General features: G+C 41.7%; 16 protein-coding genes. 7 read left to right on the top strand and 9 right to left on the bottom strand.

Annotation, left to right across the window (positions count from 1 at the left end):
• Positions 1-8: 8 nt before the first annotated feature.
• The 7 genes from ACXAFK_RS08910 to ACXAFK_RS08880 all read right to left on the bottom strand — a co-directional run bounded on the left by ACXAFK_RS08910 (position 9) and on the right by ACXAFK_RS08880 (position 6676).
• Positions 9-1199, bottom strand: a complete 1191-nt coding sequence (locus ACXAFK_RS08910; RefSeq protein ID WP_474957500.1) for a PQQ-dependent sugar dehydrogenase — start codon at positions 1197-1199, stop codon at positions 9-11.
• Between the two features lie 96 nt (positions 1200-1295).
• Entirely contained in the window at positions 1296-1850 is a 555-nt protein-coding gene (locus ACXAFK_RS08905; RefSeq protein ID WP_224836867.1) for a DUF4251 domain-containing protein, read from the bottom strand.
• Between the two features lie 67 nt (positions 1851-1917).
• On the bottom strand, positions 1918-2835 hold the full coding sequence (locus tag ACXAFK_RS08900; RefSeq protein ID WP_474957499.1) for an EamA family transporter: 918 nt from the start codon (positions 2833-2835) through the stop codon (positions 1918-1920).
• A gap of 94 nt (positions 2836-2929) precedes the next feature.
• Entirely contained in the window at positions 2930-3265 is a 336-nt protein-coding gene (locus tag ACXAFK_RS08895) for a hypothetical protein (protein ID WP_293295181.1), read from the bottom strand.
• A 161-nt stretch (positions 3266-3426) separates the two neighbouring features.
• The gene (locus ACXAFK_RS08890) at positions 3427-4119 is read right to left on the bottom strand and encodes a YiaD family glycine zipper/OmpA-like lipoprotein (protein WP_224836864.1); all 693 of its coding nucleotides are present in this window, start codon (positions 4117-4119) and stop codon (positions 3427-3429) included.
• A gap of 4 nt (positions 4120-4123) precedes the next feature.
• Positions 4124-4609: a lipocalin-like domain-containing protein gene (locus ACXAFK_RS08885; RefSeq protein ID WP_293295180.1), complete on the bottom strand. Its 486-nt coding sequence runs from the start codon at positions 4607-4609 to the stop codon at positions 4124-4126.
• Positions 4610-4696: 87 nt separating this feature from the next.
• On the bottom strand, positions 4697-6676 hold the full coding sequence (locus ACXAFK_RS08880; RefSeq protein WP_474957498.1) for an alpha-ketoacid dehydrogenase subunit alpha/beta: 1980 nt from the start codon (positions 6674-6676) through the stop codon (positions 4697-4699).
• Positions 6677-6785: 109 nt separating this feature from the next.
• Here ACXAFK_RS08880 and ACXAFK_RS08875 point away from each other — a divergent pair, with 109 nt between their 5' ends.
• From ACXAFK_RS08875 to ACXAFK_RS08855, 5 genes are all read left to right on the top strand, one after another.
• Positions 6786-7736: an isopenicillin N synthase family dioxygenase gene (locus ACXAFK_RS08875; protein ID WP_474957497.1), complete on the top strand. Its 951-nt coding sequence runs from the start codon at positions 6786-6788 to the stop codon at positions 7734-7736.
• A 2-nt stretch (positions 7737-7738) separates the two neighbouring features.
• Positions 7739-8068: a translation initiation factor gene (locus ACXAFK_RS08870; RefSeq protein ID WP_224836860.1), complete on the top strand. Its 330-nt coding sequence runs from the start codon at positions 7739-7741 to the stop codon at positions 8066-8068.
• Positions 8069-8211: 143 nt separating this feature from the next.
• Positions 8212-9144: a DUF1835 domain-containing protein gene (locus tag ACXAFK_RS08865; RefSeq protein ID WP_224836859.1), complete on the top strand. Its 933-nt coding sequence runs from the start codon at positions 8212-8214 to the stop codon at positions 9142-9144.
• Positions 9145-9149: 5 nt separating this feature from the next.
• The gene (locus tag ACXAFK_RS08860) at positions 9150-10037 is read left to right on the top strand and encodes a nucleoside phosphorylase (RefSeq protein ID WP_474957496.1); all 888 of its coding nucleotides are present in this window, start codon (positions 9150-9152) and stop codon (positions 10035-10037) included.
• A 71-nt stretch (positions 10038-10108) separates the two neighbouring features.
• A complete protein-coding gene (locus tag ACXAFK_RS08855) occupies positions 10109-10957 on the top strand; it encodes a substrate-binding domain-containing protein (protein ID WP_474957495.1) in 849 nt (282 codons plus the stop codon).
• A gap of 26 nt (positions 10958-10983) precedes the next feature.
• Here the strand turns inward: ACXAFK_RS08855 and ACXAFK_RS08850 are convergent, their stop codons facing one another.
• Positions 10984-11649 (bottom strand): uracil-DNA glycosylase, encoded by a 666-nt coding sequence (locus tag ACXAFK_RS08850; protein WP_474957494.1) that lies wholly within the window; start codon positions 11647-11649, stop codon positions 10984-10986.
• Positions 11650-11888: 239 nt separating this feature from the next.
• Between ACXAFK_RS08850 and ACXAFK_RS08845 the strand changes: the two genes are divergently transcribed.
• Positions 11889-14063, top strand: a complete 2175-nt coding sequence (locus ACXAFK_RS08845; protein WP_474957493.1) for an endonuclease MutS2 — start codon at positions 11889-11891, stop codon at positions 14061-14063.
• 29 nt (positions 14064-14092) lie between these two features.
• On the opposite strand, the gene ACXAFK_RS08840 is transcribed toward ACXAFK_RS08845, so the two are convergent.
• Positions 14093-14431 carry a winged helix-turn-helix transcriptional regulator gene (locus ACXAFK_RS08840; RefSeq protein WP_474957492.1) on the bottom strand — a complete coding sequence of 113 codons (339 nt, stop codon included), beginning with the start codon at positions 14429-14431 and terminating at the stop codon, positions 14093-14095.
• Between the two features lie 120 nt (positions 14432-14551).
• Between ACXAFK_RS08840 and nfsB the strand changes: the two genes are divergently transcribed.
• Complete coding sequence (gene nfsB, locus ACXAFK_RS08835; RefSeq protein WP_474957491.1) at positions 14552-15229, top strand: oxygen-insensitive NAD(P)H nitroreductase; 678 nt, start codon at positions 14552-14554, stop codon at positions 15227-15229.
• The last annotated feature ends 3 nt before the right edge of the window (positions 15230-15232 follow it).

Below are 15232 nucleotides of genomic sequence, written 5' to 3'. Positions count from 1 at the left end.
TTATTGCCCTAACCTTTATAGGTAACCCTATATATGGCATTTCCATAATCGTCCGAAATTAACAGCGAGCCATCTTCCAAAAACAACAGGTCCACCGGTCTACCAAATGCCTCTTGGGTTTCTTCGTTTAACCAACCATCGATAAAAGGAGCATAACTAATTGCCTTGCCATTTTCCAATTTTACCAAAGTTACCCGATAGCCAATTTTAGACGAGCGGTTCCATGAGCCGTGCTCTGCCAGAAAAGCATGTCCTTGATACGACTCCGGGAACATGGGTCCTTTACCAAATTTTACGCCCAAAGCAGCTACATGCGCATCCAAAGGTTGAACAGGAGGTACAAAATCGGAACAAGGTCGTTGATCGCCGAACTCAGGATCTTTTACGGTTCCCCCATGGCAGAACGGATAGCCAAAATGTTGCCCGGTTTCGGTAAGCTTGTTCAACTCACCGGGAGGAATATCGTCTCCCATCATATCCCGTCCGTTATCGGTAAACCATAACTCTTTGGTATTTGGGTGCCACGTAAAGCCAACCGTATTTCGCACACCATGTGCCACTATCTCCCGGTTGCTCCCGTCGGCATTCATTCGTGTTATGGAAGCATAACGTTTATCTACCGTTGCACTATCGCAAATATTACAGGGCGCGCCAACCGGCACGTAAAGTTTATCGTCTGGTCCAAATGCAATATATTTCCAACCGTGATGGAACTCCGTTGGATAATCATCATAGATCAATTCTGGTTCCGCAGGGTTTTCCAATTGTGTTTCTATATCAGAAAACTTGAAGAGTCTGCTTACTGCGGCCACATACAGATCACCATCCTTGAAAGCCACACCATTGGGCTGCTCCAAATCGGAAGCAATGGTGTACGTCTTGTCCGCTTTATAATCACCATCGGTGTCCTTCAATGCATACACCACTCCCTCGTTACGCGTTCCCACGAACAAGGTGCCATCGGCTCCCATGGCCATGGAGCGCGCTCCCTCGAGGTTTTCTGCATATAATTCGATATTAAAGCCCTCGGGAAGATTCAGCCTTTCCAAGGGTAAATCGCCATTAGATTCTTCTGTGTTCTCGGTGATCTCTTCGGAAGCTTCTTTGTCTTTGTCTTCTTTTTTTCCATTGCAGGAAAACGTAGTAATCGCAAATGTGAGCAAACATAATGACCTAAAGGTCAGCGCATACATTTTCATAGTGATTTTTTAAGTGTTGTGGTTTTGAATTGATAAAGCTAAGACAAAATGAAGAAAACCATGCGTCACTGCGCATTACTTTTTTTGATAAACCGTTTATTCCTCTTTGAATGGGACAAGATCCCCCTGAAACCACATATTGGTCCGATGGGTACTGGAAATATTGAGCCTGGCGGTACCGTTAGGGTATAATTGGGCAATTACCTGATACCCTTCGGAATCACCATTGATCGAAAAACGGATGGTTTTCCCATTATCTTTTTTTGTTGGAACTATGGTCAAGTCCCTAGGAATGCCTTCAAAAACAATACCTCCCTTATTTTGATTATAGCCACCTCCCATTCTACGTTCTCCAAAAAAGGGCAGATCGGCCATAACACTGTCCCCTACCATTTTAAAATAATTTGCAGCACCTGTAATTTCAATGCGGTTTGCAGTGCTGCCCGGAGGCAACAAGCCTGCATTTGCGATACTGTTCATGCTTTGCGTGACCAATGGTTGCGCCCAGAGCGCCCTGATTTCAAAATGCTTGTTTGCGACCATTTCTTCCAGTGCCGATACTTGTTCCGGTGTAGCTTTGTTTTGCGAAGAGGCACAAGCCACCAAAGACAATAACAGCGAATAAAGTATGAATTTTTGTAATGGTTTCATCGATTTCAGCATTGTTACCGATAAAATACAAAATATTGACATCAAATCCGAAAGAAATAACGGTGTGTTAACGTTTGAACCGCTCAAATATGGCCAAGGTTTTTTTGGTGTTGATGAAATATACTCCTGTTAAAAGAATGGCGGCCGCAGCTACCGATTGAAGTGTAATCTTCTCATCCAAAAAATACCAGCCCAATAGTAAGGCAACAATGGGGTTAACATAGGTGGAGGTAGCCACTTTTTCGGGAGAAACCGTCTTTAACAAATAATTGAAAGAGGTAAATGCGACAATACTTCCAAAAATAATGAGCAATACCATGGAAATCTGCACTTCTGTGCTCCAAACCAATGGAGAGGACCACTGCTCACCAAAGGCCATGCTCATTAAACTAAGAATAAGGCCTGCAAAAAACATCTGGTAGCCGGTATTTACAAAGTAATTGCTCGGTAAATCCGCTTTGGCCACAAAAAGACTGGCATAGGCCCAGCAGACCATACAAAAGAAAATCATCATCATGCCCAAAATCGATTCTTCTTGAGTAATGATCTCTTTTTGGCTTACCAACAAATAAATGCCAATTATCCCCAAGACCACCCCAACTACAGACATGGGTTGAATTTTTTTACCCTGCAAAACTCGCATCATTAAAAGTATGATCAGAGGTTGGGAAGAAATTTCCAAGGCCGCAAAACCGGTATCCACATAACGCAACGCCCAAACCACAAGACCGTTGCCCACACTTAAAAAAAGTATGCCGGCAATTATAGTGTTTAGTGCTTGCTTTTTGGTAATCCGAAGAGAGATACCCATTATTTTGGCCAAAAGAAAAATAAATAGGCCTGCCAACGTGAACCTGCAACTGGCCAACATAAACGGGGCTAGTTCCAATACTGCAATCTTGTTCAGCAAATAGGTCGACCCCCATATTACATAGATGGCAAAAAAAGCCAATACGACCAATGCAGAGTTTGATGATTTTCCCATTCCACGACAGTTTTACCGTCCTGCAATATTACGCATGTTTATGGTGTAAAGAAGTACTTCCAAACAAAATAAACGTAAAAAAGGATCTTAGGTATTATAAAGGTCGGTCAAGGCTGAACAAATAGGATGCAAAATCGCTTTCCAATTTTTTGAAGCGATCTAAATGAACCCTTATTTCCTTTTCCAGACCATGGGAGAGATCGTTCTTCTTTTGCTGCACTTTTTGCATCAGGCTTTTTTGATGCTTTCTAAAATTATGGATGCCATCTTTTAGTTCATGGAATTTTTCGAACCGCTGTGGACATTTTGGTTCATAGGTATAAGAATTTAATTTTTGGGAAAGCCGTTGAACCATTCTATCGTTTCTTTCAACCCTCAACAGCAACATTTCTTGCTGATCTTGAATACTTTTTGGTGCTTTACTTTCCATGGCAACTCAAGGGTTTCATTTTTAACCTTTTACCTAGATAATTTACATAATTTCTTTCAAACTGTGCTAGTTTAACCCACATTTAATGGTTTATTTAACATCCGTAAACAAAAAAAGGTCCGATATAGTACCGGACCTTGATGTGTTATAAAAGATGAATCCTAGTTTTCGGTCTTCTCGTAGGCTTCCTGTTTTAGCTCATCGCTCGCTATAATAGCAAGTTCCACTCTTCTGTTGGCCGCTTTTCCTGCGGCAGTTTCGTTGGATTCTATAGGCTGTTCTTCGCCATACCATTTCGTGGTAAAGCGACCACTGGAAATTCCTTTGGAAACTAAATAGCTGGTTACGGATTGTGCCCGGCGCTGAGATAGGCCCATATTGTATTCGGCCGCGCCATCGCTATCGGTGTGCCCCTCTATTAGAATATTGGTTTTAGGATATTCTTTAAAAATTCCCGCCAATTTATCCAAAGTTGCAGCAGAAGCGCCTTTAATGTCGGATTTATTAGTGTCGAAATAAACACCATTCTCCCCACTAAAGGTAACATTGATGCCCTCTCCTACCCTTTGTACCTCGGCACCAGGGATTTCCTCTTCGATTTGTTCTGCCTGGCGATCCATACGATTACCTATATAGCCACCGGCCGCTCCACCCACAACGGCTCCGATAATGGCGCCCAGGGCAGTATTTCCTTTTCCTACATTGTTTCCTATAATTCCGCCGATCACAGCTCCGCCTCCTGCACCGATCGCAGCACCTTTTTGGGTATTGTTGGCATTTTTAACGGCATCACAACTAATGATTAGTGTCAGGGCCAAAAAAGCCGTTGCACTTTTTAAAAGTATATTTTTCATGTAATTATTTTTTTGAGAATTCATAAACAACGGTCACAGGCTGACCATCAACGGACACATTGGATTTAAGTGTCATGGATTGTTCCGTTAGATCAACGATGTTCAAACGGTATCCGTATCCTCCGGATATATCCTTTCGTTTTTCGTCAATAAACTTAAATTGCAATTGGCTTTGGTAATTTTGTTGGGGCTCTACAACGGACCATCTAAAAAAGCGGTCACCTCCTTGGCAAAGCGAACTTTGCTTGATCGTGTAGCGGCCAGTACTGTTGTTATCCCTAAAAAACCACTCGCTATCCTCAAAGCAGATATCCTCTGCATCGTTAAAGATGGTGGATTTAAAGTTACCTGAATTGTTTTCGTAATAAACGTTGTCCAAGTTCCAAGTTCCACTGAACAAATTTCTTTGTGTTCTCGCGCTCTTGGAAACGGAACATGATGTGAGCAAAAGCCCCATCACGGCAATTAATAATAGTGATCGTTTCATCATAAGTATTAAGTTAATGTTCAAAAAATATACGATTGGGGACGTATTTACAGTTGTTAAAGTATTAAAAAAATAGGTAAACCACTCATATTAATATTGATACAGCTCAATTAATTCTGTTTCAAATCTTTTCTTTGGCAGATAATTCTCTTCGAGCGGTTTGGCAAAAGGTACCGGTGTTTCCAAACTTCCCACCCTTTTTACCGGGGCATCGAGGTATTTAAAACAATTTTCCATGACCATGGCGGAAATGTCACTTGCCACCCCTCCAAATAAGGTATCTTCTTGTAAAATTATCAATTTACCCGTTTTTCTCACGGACTCGTAAATCGTATCTGTATCCAACGGCTGTAAGGTTCTCAAATCTATCAGGTCGGCGTTGATCTCCGGGTGGTTTTCCAACGTTTCCAAAGCCCAGTGCACACCGGCACCATAAGTAACAATGGAAATTGTATTTCCTTTCTTCAAAATATTTGCTTTACCAAACGGGAGCGTGTAATAATCCGTAGGGACTTCGCCCTTAACACTACGGTACAATCCCTTATGCTCAAAAAATAGAACTGGGTTGGGGTCGTTGATTGCGGTATTGAGCAAGCCTTTGGCATCGACCGGAAATGCCGGGTACACCACCTTTAACCCCGGTGTTTTGGTAAACCAGGCCTCGTTGGTCTGCGAATGGAACGGGCCTGCTCCGACACCACCACCACATGGCATTCTTACCACTACATCGGCATTTTCGTTCCAACGATAATGCACCTTGGCCAAGTAATTGACAATGGGATTGAATCCTGAACTAACAAAATCGGCAAACTGCATTTCCATTACGGCTTTCATCCCGTTTATGGACAGGCCCATCGCAGCAGATACTATAGCAGACTCGCAAATAGGCGTATTTCTAACCCTTCGTTTTCCAAACTTGGACACAAAACCCTCGGTAATTTTAAAAACTCCGCCATAATCGGCAACGTCCTGCCCCATTATAATCAATTCGTTGTGCCTGTACATGGATTGTTCCAGGCCTTGGGAAATTGCATCTACGAACCGGATTTCTTCAGTTCCATTCTTTTCAGGAACAATATCTTGATAATCAAATTCTTGATACACTTCTTTTAACTCCTTACTTTCACTACAGGTCACGGCCGGTTCATCAAAAGCCAACTGAAGATTAGAGTTGATTTCCTCAGTAATCTCAGTTTTTAATGTCTCGATCATTTCGTTGGTCAGTACACCTTCCTCCAACAAAAAGCTTTCGTAATTGGAAATAGGGTCTTTCTCTCCCCATTCTCTCATTAATTTATCCGGAACGTATTTGGTGCCACTGGCCTCTTCGTGCCCCCGCATCCTAAATGTCTTAAACTCCAACAATACAGGTCTCGGTCTTTTGCGAATTGCCCTGCAAAGCTCATCAACTTTGGTAAAGACCTCCAAAATGTTGTTTCCGTCGATAATCCTGGACTCTATGCCATATCCTTTGGCCCTATCCGCCAGGTGCTCGCAATTATATTGTTCGTTTGTGGGTGTGGACAGGCCATAACCGTTGTTCTCGATACAGAACAACACAGGTAAATTCCAAACGGAGGCTACGTTCAACGCTTCGTGAAAATCCCCTTCGCTAGTCGCCCCTTCTCCTGTAAAAACAGCCGTTACCCGCTTTTTTCTCCTTAGCATATCGGCCAATGCAATTCCATCGGCAACACCTAATTGTGGGCCCAAATGGGAGATCATCCCCACGATTTTATATTCTTGGGTTCCAAAATGGAAACTTCGGTCCCTACCTTGTGTAAATCCGTTCTGCTTGCCTTGCCATTGGGAAAAAAGTCGGTTCAACGGGATGTTGCGCGAGGTAAAGACCCCTAGATTTCGGTGCATGGGCAAAATGTACTCGTTTTCCTTAAGAGCTTGTGTAACCCCTACAGAAATGGCCTCTTGGCCCATACCGCTAAACCATTTTGAAATTTTGCCCTGCCTAAGTAGAATCAGCATCTTTTCCTCTATCATTCTAGGCTTCAGCATACCTTTGTACAAATCCAGCAACTTATGTTCTTCCAAGTTGCCCACATGATATCTCATACAATAAAATTCTGTTCGGTAAATGTAGTAAAAAGCCGTTCAAACTCTTAAGAAAAGAAAATCCTAAAGCAGAATTTCCTATTTTTGATATTATTCCAAAGATGATATTATGAGTGCTATACCAAGCGTGGACCTGAAAGATTTTGTTTCGGGCGATCCAGAACGAAAGGATAAATTTGTGAAAGAAATTGGTGCCGCTTTCGAGGATATCGGTTTTGTTGCCTTGGGCGGACATTTTTTATCCGATGAACTGGTCGAAAGTCTTTATTCCGAGATTAAAAAATTCTTTGAGCTACCACAAGAAGTTAAAGACACATACGAGATAGAGGGCATTGGAGGGCAAAGAGGCTACACTTCCTTCGGAAAAGAACACGCCAAGGGGAAAAAGGAAGGCGATCTTAAAGAGTTTTGGCATTTTGGCCAATACGTTGAGGACAACCCAAAACTAAAAGCTGAATATCCGGATAATGTAACGGTCAAAGAACTGCCCAACTTTAACAGTGTTGGTAAAGAAACATACCAAATGCTGGAAAAAACAGCAAAATATGTGTTGCGTGCCCTGGCATTGCACCTAGGGCTAGAGGAAAACTACTTTGATGATTACATTAAAAATGGCAATTCCATTTTGAGACCCATACACTACCCTCCTATTACCGAAGAACCCAAGAATGCGGTAAGAGCTGCGGCCCATGGGGACATTAATCTTATTACTTTGTTGATGGGCGCCCATGGCAAGGGGCTTCAAGTAAAAGATCACCAAGGCAATTGGGTGGATGCCATTGCCAAACCCGACCAGTTGATGATCAATGTCGGGGACATGCTGTCCAGATTGTCCAACAATAAGCTGAAATCCACTATTCACCAGGTAGTAAACCCACCAAGGGAACTTTGGGGCACTTCGCGCTATTCCATTCCATTTTTTATGCATCCAGTGAGCGATATGCCTTTAAATTGTTTGGAAAATTGCATCGACGAAGAGCACCCGAAAGCATTTGATGACATTACTGCGGGAGAGTTTTTGCACGAAAGATTAATCGATTTAGGACTGATAAAGAAATAAATATGGACCTGGGAGACCAATTAAAAAACCTATTTCCAGACCACGTTCCAGAAGAAGAACCCGATAAAGAACAGGGAAAATCGCCATATTGGCTGCAGGATGAACCTGTTATCTGCAAATATGAAAAACGCAAAGGCAAGCCCATAACCATTATTGAAGGGTACAATGGAGCCAACAGTGACTTCAAAAAATTGACCAAAGACCTAAAAACTTTTTTAGGGGTAGGCGGCAGTTTTAAGAACGAAACCATAATCATACAAGGGGATTACAGGGATAAAATAATGGATTTCCTAAAGGAAAATGGGTTTTCGGTAAAACGCGTCGGTGGATGATGTTCAACCATTCCGCAATAGAATAAAGTGGTTTTATTGATAGTCAAGCAACCCGGGAACACCAATGTTTTTTTAAAAAATTTTTGTGTTGTTGCTTTAAGTCTTACTTTTATTATTCCTAACCAACGAAAATAAAGCTGAAAATGAAATCACTGTTGCACATAACCAACGGGGACAGTTTCACATCCAAACTACAGTCTTTACAGTTAAAAGGAGATGTAATTACATGGAGGGAAATGCTTTGCGAAGGCAAAACACTCTCCACAGTAGGGAGCGAATCGTTCTGGAAAACCAGGTTCGAATTCCTCAATAAAAATTACAAAGTCTCCAAGTCTTGGTTTATTGAAAAAACCTTAAAGGAATATAGATCTCTATGCAACCACAAACAACAAGATCAAATTGTTTTGTGGTTCGAATACGATCTTTTTTGTCAAATAAATATGCTGGCGGTATTGAGCTGGCTAAAAACTCATAGAAGACATGCCGAAGTATCGCTGGTATGCAGTGGCAAAGAAGACAATTCCGGCAGACTATACGGTCTTAACGAACTGAGCGATGACAAATTATTGGAGCTTTACGATAATCGAAAGGTACTGACCCAGGATGACATTGAATATGCGGACTACATTTGGCAATTATATTGTAGCGACAACCCTATCCGATTGGAGAATCAAATTGCCAACAACGATTTCCAATTCGAATACCTCTCCGATGCCCTTAAAACCCATCTTAAACGATTCCCTACCATTAAAAATGGATTGAACGACCTTGAGAACCATATTTTGGAAACCGCAAAGAGCCAAAAACCTAAATCCAAAAAGGAATTGATGCGCGAGTTGTTGACAAATCAAGGATTTTATGGTTTTGGTGATACACAGTACGAACGAATGATTTTATCCCTAAAACCGCTTTTTAGTTCTTTTGACCCGGTAAAACTTACAAAAAAGGGACTGGATGTTTTAAAGCAGGACACTAATTATTATTCGGAAATACGTGATAATCAAATGTATTTGGGAGGCTCCTTAAAGTATAACTTCTTATACAATACCGATACAAACCGCATTCTTAAATTGTAACCAAAATGGATTCATCTTTGGGCAACTCAGAGCTTATTCTGAATCCTGATGGAAGTATCTATCACCTGAACCTGCACCCAGGTGACATTGCCCATACCATAATTACCGTGGGCGATCAAAATCGAGTCCATGAAGTTTCCAAATACTTTGATTCCATTGAAGTAAAAAAGAGTAAACGCGAATTTGTTACACATACCGGATATTGTTCCGGTAAACGGATTACAGTAATCTCCACAGGCATCGGTACCGACAATATCGACATTGTTTTTAATGAACTCGACGCACTCGTAAACATAGATTTTACTTCTAGACAAATTAAATCAGAAAAGAAACAGCTTAATTTTATACGGGTCGGTACATCTGGCTCACTACAAGCCGATATTCCCGTTGACTCTTTTTTGATGAGTACTGCAGGAATAGGTTTTGACAACCTGATGCACTTTTATGATAGTACGGATATTCGGAACACCGAACTGGAATCTCATCTTACCAATTACTTGTCATGGGACGATTACCATATACACCCGTATGTGGTCGATTTTGATGAAAAATTAGGTGAAGTAATGCGTTCAAATCGTATACGATTAGGTGTAACAGGAACAAATTCAGGATTTTATGGGCCTCAAGGAAGAGTGTTAAGACTACAACCGGCAATTCCTGACTTTAACGAAAAACTTGCTGGCTTTACCTATAAAAACCTAAAGATCACCAATCTGGAAATGGAAACCGCTGCCATGTACGGTATTGCCAAATTACATGGACATAGAGCTATTTCATTAAATGCCATAATTGCCAATAGGGCAACAAGCGAGTTTTCCAAGGATGGAAAAAAAACCATAGATGAGTTGATACAATATACCTTGGAGCGCATAGTCAAAAGTCAACTGGTATAATTTTATATCTTCAGTTTTTTAAAATATACCGACCGGAACCCTATGAAACAAACCATGAAAAAAATCGCCAAATGAAAAGAGTAAAGATTATTGGGGTTCCAGAACATTTTAACCTGCCATGGCACCTGGCACTCGAGGACAATGCCTTTAAGGATAGGGGCATCCAACTCGAGTGGACCGATATACCCGAAGGTACCGGAAAAATGACCCAAATGCTTCAACACGGCGAAGCGGACCTTGGCGTAATCCTCACCGAAGGGGTCATTAAAAGTATTTCACAGGGAAATCCCGTAAAAATTGTGCAAGAATATGTATCCTCTCCCCTACTTTGGGGCATTCATGTAGATGCCAACAGTGAACGAAATTCTGTCACAGCTCTTAAAGATGATAAAGTTGCCATTAGCCGAATGGGAAGTGGAAGTCATTTAATGGCCTATATCCATGCACAGGACCGTGGCTGGGATACGGAAAACCTGGAGTTTGAAATCATCAATAATTTGGATGGAGCAGTAGAAAACCTATCAAATGGTTCCAACGCTTATTTTATGTGGGAACATTTTACCACAAAACCACTTGTGGACAATGGCACCTTTAAGCGTTTGGGCGACTGCCCTACCCCTTGGCCTTGTTTTGTGATCGCTGCCACGGACACATTTATTTCCAAAAACGCCGGTGCCTTGGCTCATATTCTGGATATCATCAACACCTATACTTCAGAATTTAAGCAAATTCCAAGTATAGACAGGACATTGTCCAACAGATACGGGCAAAAACTGGAAGACATAAAAGAATGGCTTTCCAAAACCACTTGGGGACAAAAGCAATTGCCTGAACAAACCGTAAATGAGGTTCAGTCCAGACTATTTGATCTAAACTTGATTGACGAAGTAAAATCGCCGAAAACCTTTCTTTGGAAATAAGATCCAGTTGGGGCAAAAGTACCGTCCTACCAATCAATGGGCGTTTTGCCCATTCGGGCCAATAATGTATTTGTTTTGCTGAAATGCTGATTGCCGAACCACAGTCCACGGTTGGCGCTCAATGGCGATGGATGACCGGAGGTCAAAATGTGATGCTTCGTCGTATCGATCAATGATGATTTTTTCTTGGCAAATCCACCCCAGAGCAAAAAAATAACGCCCTCCAATTCATTTGAAACTGTTTGTATCACCGCATCGGTAAATTGCTCCCAACCTTTTTTTTGATGGCTTCCGGCCTGTTGCGCCCTTACTGTAAGCGTAGCGTTCAACAATAGAACCCCTTGATCCGCCCAACGTTGCAGATTACCACTTTCTGGATAAGGTTTGCCCAAATCCATATTGATCTCTTTAAAAATATTCATCAAAGATGGCGGATGTGAAATCCCGTCTTTGACCGAAAAGCACAGCCCATTGGCTTGATCGGGGCCATGATAAGGATCTTGACCGATCACAACAACATTGGTCTCGTGAAACGGAAAATGATTAAATGCCGAAAAAATCTCGTGGTCCTTTGGGTAGCAAGTGTATTGCTGATATTCCTGTTTTACAAATCCGGTCAACTCCTTAAAATAAGGTTTATCAAACTCCTTTTGAAGTTGAATTTTCCAACTAGGCCCAATGTTTACGTCCATGTGATAACTTTACTTCTTTTTGGTCAGTTTATAGATCAAATACCCGATTCCAACCACAAAATGTAGCAATATCACCCCAGCTATAATATAAATAACGGTATTGTCGCCTCTCATTTTAACTTAGATCTATGTAAAGGATTAAGCTGCAATCAAAAGTACACAAACCAACTTGTTTTTGCCAAAGGGCGTGTCTTTAAAAACACATCAAAATCCTATCTTTGCGATGCTAGAAGAAATAGATGCAACAGATCCACCCCAAAACACTTCAAGATTTAGAATTCCCAACTGTATTGACCCAAATAGCCTTGCGCTGCAATACGGAACTGGGAAAAGCAGATGCCTTGAACATAGTTCCATTTAAACAAAAAGAGGAACTTATGCATGTACTGGGGGAAACTTCGGAGTATTTGGCTTCCTTTTCCAACGACAACCGTATTCCTAACCACGGCTTCGACCAAATCAATAGTGAACTTGGTCTTTTAAAGATAGACAACAGCACCTTGGAGATTGCAGGGTTCCGAAAAATTGGCGGCATCTGCAAAACTGTGGCGATCCATCAAAAATTCTTTAAAAAGTTCAAGGAATACTACCCATTGCTTTTTGAAAAAATTGATGCTTTGGAGCTACAGCCGGACATTCCCGGTGCCATCGATGAAGTTATCGACAAATTTGGAGAAATCAAAGATTCCGCCTCCACTGAACTGAGGTACATTCGGACTCAGATCAACGAAGTCCGCGGTAAGATCAATCAGAGTTTTGGGGCTGCCCTCGGACGATATCAGTCCTTGGATTTTCTGGATGAAATCCGTGAGTCCGTAGTGGAAAACCGCCGGGTTTTGGCGGTAAAAGCCATGCACCGAAAAAAAGTGAAAGGTACCGTAATGGGTACGTCCAAAACCGGGAGTATCGTGTACATTGTGCCAGAAGCCACGCTAACCTACACCAGGGAACTTGGTAATTTGGAGTTTGAGGAAAAAGAAGAGGTACAGCGCATACTGAACCAGCTTACGGATACCATCAGGCCCTATCGGGATGTACTAATGGACTATCAAACCTATTTGTCCAATACGGATATCACCGCAGCCAAGGCAAAATATGCCAACGAGATGAACGGCATTTTGCCCGAGGTCAACGAAGAAAGGGAATTGTTCCTTCGTGATGCTTACCATCCTCTACTTTTTTTATCCAATAAAAGAAAAAATGAAAAAACCTGGCCGCAGACCATAAAACTGCACCAGGAGAATCGAATTATCGTAATTTCCGGCCCCAATGCAGGTGGAAAAAGTATCACTCTTAAGACAATCGGGTTGCTTCAAGTAATGCTCCAGAGCGGTATGCTGATTCCTGTACACGAGCGCAGTTCAGTGTGCTTTTTTGATAAGATATTAACGGATATTGGAGACAATCAATCCATTGAAAATCATTTGAGTACCTATAGTTATCGACTTAAGAACATGAATCATTTTCTAAGAAAATGCAATGATAAAACCTTGTTCCTGATCGATGAGTTCGGTACAGGTAGCGACCCTGAATTGGGTGGGGCTTTGGCAGAAGCATTCTTGGAAGTATTCTACGAACGTGAAGCCTATGGCGTTATCACCACTCACTATGCCAATTTAAAGGCTTTGGCCAACGAATTGCCCCATGCAACCAATGCGAATATGTTGTTCAACTCCAAAACCTTGGAACCTACTTTTCAGTTGGTGTTGGGAGAAGCAGGAAGCTCCTTCACTTTCGAGGTGGCGCAAAAGAACGGCATCCCCTACTCCCTGATCAACAAGGCGAAAAAGAAAATTGAACGTGGCAAGGTCCGTTTTGATGCTACTATTGCCAAGCTGCAAAAAGAACGCAGCAAAATGGTGGAAACCGGCTCTAAATTAAAGGAAGAAGAAATTAAGGCCAGAGAGGAATCCGAGCGCTTGGAACAATTAAACTCCAAAATCAAATCCAAGTTGGAGAGCTACCAGGAAATGTACGACCACAACCAGCGCATGATCCAATTGGGAAATAAAGTAAACACAGCTGCCGAAAAATATTTTATTGACAAAAAGAAACGACCATTGATATCGGAAATGCTCCGAATCGTGGAAACCGAGAACAGCAAGCGTAAAAAAACCACAGCCAAAAAGGCCAAGGCCCAACAAGAAGAAAAGAAGCAAGTGGCCCAAGAGCTGGAGCAAAAAATCAAGAAGGTCCGTGTAGAAAAGAAAATAAAAAAGAAAAAGGAAATCCAGGCCGAAAAGAACAAACCCCGCCCCGTATTCAAAGTAGGCGATCGTGTCCGTTTATTAGATGGCAAGGCAGTGGGCACCATTGACACTTTGGAAAAAGGCAAAGCCGTTGTAAATTACGGCATGTTTACCACTAATGTAAGTGTTGACCAATTAGATTTGGTCGAGGCTAAAAAGAAATAGCCACGCCACAGCTCTTCCAAGGTCAAATTTTACGCATCTGAATAATTTTCAACAACATAATCTCCCCAATCCGCAATAGATTGGATCAAGGGTATTAAAGTTTTGCCAAAATCGGTCAACGAATATTCCACTTTTAACGGCGGTTTTGAGGTGTACACCTTTCTTTTGATCAAGCCATCCTCTTCCAACGCTTTTAATTGTAGGCTCAAGGTCCTTTCGGTAACTGTGGGCATTGTTTTGCGCAACTCATTGTACCTCAGGGTATCATGCATTAAATGGTAAAGAATCACCGTTTTCCATTTACCGCCGATCAGCCCCATCGTCAAACTAGCGCAACATGGATATTTGGTCCCTTTATAATTGAGCATCTTTGGTTCATTTTCTTCCATAAGGCTATACTATCATTTATGACCGTTATTGCAAAGATAGAATACTATACTTACGTTTGCAACTATAAATAGTATAGTAACTAATATTTGTATTTAGAAATGGAAGCAAAAGTTAATGATCAAATTGATTTAAAAGAAGTACTGAATTGGAGGTATACCACAAAAGAGTTTGATCCAACCAAAAAAATCGCAAAAGAAGACGAAGACAACATTAAAGCATTGCTGCAAATGAGTGCTTCGTCCATCAACTCACAGCCATGGCATTTTATAATTGCCAGTACGGATGAAGGCAAACAAAGACTGGCGAAGGGAACCGAAGGTTTTTTCAGTTTCAACAAACCAAAGGTTTTAGATGCCTCGCATGTGGTTCTGTTCTGCTCCAAAACGGATATAGATGATGATTACCTCCAGCATGTAACGGATATCGAGGATGCAGACGGCCGATTTGCAAAGGAAGAGTTCAAAACACAGAATTTTGGGGCAAAACAATTGTTTACCAACATCCACAGGTTTGATCTGAAGGATGCCCAACATTGGATGGAAAAACAAGTGTATCTGAACATTGGCAATTTCCTTCTTGGCGTTGCGGCCCTTGGCATTGATGCTGTCCCTATGGAAGGAATTGATGTAAAGGCTCTGGATGAAGAGTTTGGACTGCGCGAAAAAGGATATACCTCACTTGTGATGGTAGGTTTGGGCTATAGATCAGCAAACGATTTTAATGCCGGCTTACCAAAGTCCCGATTGCCGAAAACGGAAATTTTCACAGAGATATAGAGT

Source organism: Flagellimonas sp. ABD4_174 (assembly GCF_056160185.1).
This window is presented reverse-complemented; position numbering and strand designations above follow the sequence as displayed.

What these genes read in the sequence shown, in the direction of transcription:
- ACXAFK_RS08910 (WP_474957500.1), bottom strand. Translation starts at nt 1,199, where the DNA reads ATGAAAATGTATGCGCTGACCTTTAGGTCATTATGTTTGCTCACATTT.
- ACXAFK_RS08905 (WP_224836867.1), bottom strand. Translation starts at nt 1,850, where the DNA reads ATGAAACCATTACAAAAATTCATACTTTATTCGCTGTTATTGTCTTTG.
- ACXAFK_RS08900 (WP_474957499.1), bottom strand. Translation starts at nt 2,835, where the DNA reads ATGGGAAAATCATCAAACTCTGCATTGGTCGTATTGGCTTTTTTTGCC.
- ACXAFK_RS08895 (WP_293295181.1), bottom strand. Translation starts at nt 3,265, where the DNA reads ATGGAAAGTAAAGCACCAAAAAGTATTCAAGATCAGCAAGAAATGTTG.
- ACXAFK_RS08890 (WP_224836864.1), bottom strand. Translation starts at nt 4,119, where the DNA reads ATGAAAAATATACTTTTAAAAAGTGCAACGGCTTTTTTGGCCCTGACA.
- ACXAFK_RS08885 (WP_293295180.1), bottom strand. Translation starts at nt 4,609, where the DNA reads ATGATGAAACGATCACTATTATTAATTGCCGTGATGGGGCTTTTGCTC.
- ACXAFK_RS08880 (WP_474957498.1), bottom strand. Translation starts at nt 6,676, where the DNA reads ATGAGATATCATGTGGGCAACTTGGAAGAACATAAGTTGCTGGATTTG.
- ACXAFK_RS08875 (WP_474957497.1), top strand. Translation starts at nt 6,786, where the DNA reads ATGAGTGCTATACCAAGCGTGGACCTGAAAGATTTTGTTTCGGGCGAT.
- ACXAFK_RS08870 (WP_224836860.1), top strand. Translation starts at nt 7,739, where the DNA reads ATGGACCTGGGAGACCAATTAAAAAACCTATTTCCAGACCACGTTCCA.
- ACXAFK_RS08865 (WP_224836859.1), top strand. Translation starts at nt 8,212, where the DNA reads ATGAAATCACTGTTGCACATAACCAACGGGGACAGTTTCACATCCAAA.
- ACXAFK_RS08860 (WP_474957496.1), top strand. Translation starts at nt 9,150, where the DNA reads ATGGATTCATCTTTGGGCAACTCAGAGCTTATTCTGAATCCTGATGGA.
- ACXAFK_RS08855 (WP_474957495.1), top strand. Translation starts at nt 10,109, where the DNA reads ATGAAAAGAGTAAAGATTATTGGGGTTCCAGAACATTTTAACCTGCCA.
- ACXAFK_RS08850 (WP_474957494.1), bottom strand. Translation starts at nt 11,649, where the DNA reads ATGGACGTAAACATTGGGCCTAGTTGGAAAATTCAACTTCAAAAGGAG.
- ACXAFK_RS08845 (WP_474957493.1), top strand. Translation starts at nt 11,889, where the DNA reads ATGCAACAGATCCACCCCAAAACACTTCAAGATTTAGAATTCCCAACT.
- ACXAFK_RS08840 (WP_474957492.1), bottom strand. Translation starts at nt 14,431, where the DNA reads ATGCTCAATTATAAAGGGACCAAATATCCATGTTGCGCTAGTTTGACG.
- nfsB (WP_474957491.1), top strand. Translation starts at nt 14,552, where the DNA reads ATGGAAGCAAAAGTTAATGATCAAATTGATTTAAAAGAAGTACTGAAT.